This window comes from Chthonomonas sp., from assembly GCF_035294505.1.
Lineage (GTDB): Bacteria > Armatimonadota > Chthonomonadetes > Chthonomonadales > Chthonomonadaceae > Chthonomonas.
Window position 1 is genome coordinate 1 of record NZ_DATGKU010000112.1, and the last position, 2741, is coordinate 2741.

Annotated in this window: 2 protein-coding genes and 1 rRNA gene; all 3 read left to right on the forward strand. The window is 55.2% G+C overall.

All coding sequences use genetic code 11. The features are described 5' to 3' along the window. Window positions 1-54: ribosomal RNA gene (locus VKV18_RS06460) — 16S ribosomal RNA — on the forward strand; the annotation flags it as partial. A gap of 366 nt (window positions 55-420) precedes the next feature. Then, a complete protein-coding gene (locus tag VKV18_RS06465) occupies window positions 421-1629 on the forward strand; it encodes an MFS transporter (protein WP_324203397.1) in 1209 nt (402 codons plus the stop codon). A 596-nt stretch (window positions 1630-2225) separates the two neighbouring features. After that, window positions 2226-2480: a hypothetical protein gene (locus tag VKV18_RS06470; RefSeq protein ID WP_324203398.1), complete on the forward strand. Its 255-nt coding sequence runs from the start codon at window positions 2226-2228 to the stop codon at window positions 2478-2480. Window positions 2481-2741: the final 261 nt, after the last annotated feature.

A 2741-nucleotide genomic window follows, 5' to 3' on the forward strand; every position in this document is an offset into this window, starting at 1 on the left:
ACGAAGTCGTAACAAGGTAGCCGTACCGGAAGGTGCGGCTGGATCACCTCCTTTCTAAGGGTTGGGGGTGTGGGGTGGAGAGGAACGCTGAAAAACCCATTTCAGCCTCTCTTGCCTAACACCCTATACCTAAAGTCGATATCTCTGCTCGAACGCAACGCAAAACGCGCTTTGCAGAGCCCACACAAGCCGTTGTCACGCGATTGTCTTTCCGCCAATTCCTTGTCGTTTTTTCCTCTTCCGTGTTCTTCTCTTCCCGTTGTTTCGACCTTAAGGATGATGAGGCCGCAAAGGTGCCGCCTTCCATCGTATGATATCACGCGTGTACGTGCCGGCCTCTCCAATGGTAAACTGTAGGGAGGAAAAAAAAGAGAGCCGATCACCTGAATTTCCTATTAAGCTGTCAAGGGAGAGCCTGCCTTGCCATCCACCGATTCCACCTCATCGCCTGCGGACATACGTCGTGCGGCATTGCGGTTCGTGCTGTTAATAAGCGTGCTAAGCTTTTTTGCCGACTTCACCTATGAAGGCGCACGCAGCATTACCGGCCCCTATCTAGAAACGCTGCGGGCCAGCGCCTTCATTGTGGGTACCGTTGCCGGTTTGGGAGAGCTGTGCGGCTACGCCTTGCGTTTCTTCTCCGGGCGGTTGGCCGACATCACCGGGCGTTTTTGGCCTATTACCATCTTCGGCTACACCGTTCAGATGATCTCGGTACCGGCCTTGGCGCTAACGGGAAGTTGGCAGGCAGCGGCGGTTCTGATCGTGCTGGAGCGGGTAGGCCGTGCCATTCGCAACCCTCCGCGCGATGTGATGCTCTCTCATGCCGCAAAACACGTGGGCGGCTACGGATGGACTTTCGGAGTCCATGAGGCATGCGATCAGTTCGGCGCTTTATGCGGGCCTCTGGTCATCGCGGTGGTGCTTGCCCACGGCGGAAAGTATCACGAGGCTTTCGCCGTGCTGTTGGTGCCGGCGCTCATTACCCTCGGTTTTGTGGGGATCGCGCGCCTCCTCTATCCGAAGCCGCAAGACCTCGAACCGGCTTTCACCGATTCGGGCCCACCTACCCCCTACTCACGTGCGTTTTGGGTCTACCTTGTGGGAGCTGCGCTCGTTGCCATCGGCTTTGCCGACTACTCGTTGATCGCCTATCACTTTGCACGGGAACACAGTGTGTCTTCGGCCTTGATCCCTATTTTTTATGCGGTGGCCATGGCCGTAAGCGGCGGAGCTTCCTTACTGTTTGGGCGTTTGTTCGACCGATATGGGTTTCCGGTACTGGTTGGCCTCACGATAGTGGCATCGCTGTTTGCCCCTTTGGTGTTTCTCGGTGGATTTTGGATGGCGCTGCTTGGTGCGGCCGTTTGGGGGATGGGAATGGGGGTTCATGAGTCGATTATTCCTGCCGCCGTTACGCCGATGGTGCTCCCACAGCGGCGTGCCTCCGCGTTCGGGCTGTTTACGGCAAGCTACGGCATATTTTGGTTTTTGGGCAGCGCGCTGATGGGCTTTCTCTACGAGCGTTCCCTCATGGCCGTTATTGTGTTTTGCATGAGCACGCAGCTTATGGCGGTACCGCTGTTTCTGTGGGTCAGCGGCAGTAGGGCGCGTCCGTCCCAGGCGTAGGGTAAGAACGATGTGGTCTTAATCGAAATTTATTGTTCTGTTAACACGTTCTTAAACTTCGACGGCTATTATAGAAATCGAAGCGGCTCCGCGAATGCGCCGCGACACTCTCTCCTAGTAGTGCCCCGGCCTGTACAGGCCGGGGATTTTTTTTGGTCAAGCGCTTGCGGCTACAACCCTCTATCTTGCGGTTGATAGAGCCGGAAGGGGCTTTCCAGAAAAAATGAAACTTTTCGGCGAGTTGTGCGTCTATCTCTAATGAAAGCATATGAAAAGACGCCAAAATATGATACAATGAACTAGAGGATGCACGAACTGGCCTGTAGTGTCAACGTATGCAAAAAATGGAGAAAAAGAAAAGGATGGACCATCGCTGTCAGCAGCATGGCATAAGGCTTTTCGTAAAAGGGACGCAGGGGCTGCCAAAACGGGGTCGAGGAGATGGCTAGACAAAAGCCGATCAAAAAAGTGAAACACTCCCCCGTTACGAGGCCCGCACCTGCTTGACAGTAGGTCGGGCATTTTTGTACCCTCAGAAGGGGTGCATGAGTTCGTCAAAAAAGGTTTTAGACGGCAATAGAAAGGATGATAAATAGATGGCACCTTTAGTGAGAGAGCGACTGGATGCGCAGCCGGTGGTAGGGGCGCTGTCGAAGCGGAAGCAACAGCAGCATGAGGCCATAGAGCGTTTGATCGCCATGCTTGACCCAATGGGAACCGATACCTACATGCAGGCGCAGAACGATATCCTCCGTTTGGCACGTTTACGTGCTGCCCGCGCCCGCTATGTGCTGTGCAACTCCGACGGCGTGGCGCTGGCGCGTAAGATGCGCCGCTCCCACACAAAGTAGACGACGAGATAGAAAACACTGAAGGCCGGGCGAGACCGAGGTCTCGCCCGCTTCTGTTTGGACCGGCGGCTGTCGGTAGGTAAGACCAGAGAGCGTGGTTACTGATTCCAGCCGAGACGCCCGTTGATGGAGACGCTATAGGTGGCGAAATGGTTGTGCGTCATGCTGTAGAGCGCCCAAATGGTCTCGGCACAAAACTCCGCAAGAATGATGCCTAAGGCCACCTGGTGCAACTTGTCGTGCCCTTTGAGGCCGTAGTAC

Excerpts from the sequence above, each read along its gene's own strand:
- VKV18_RS06470 (WP_324203398.1), top strand. The coding sequence starts at position 2,226 with ATGGCACCTTTAGTGAGAGAGCGACTGGATGCGCAGCCGGTGGTAGGG.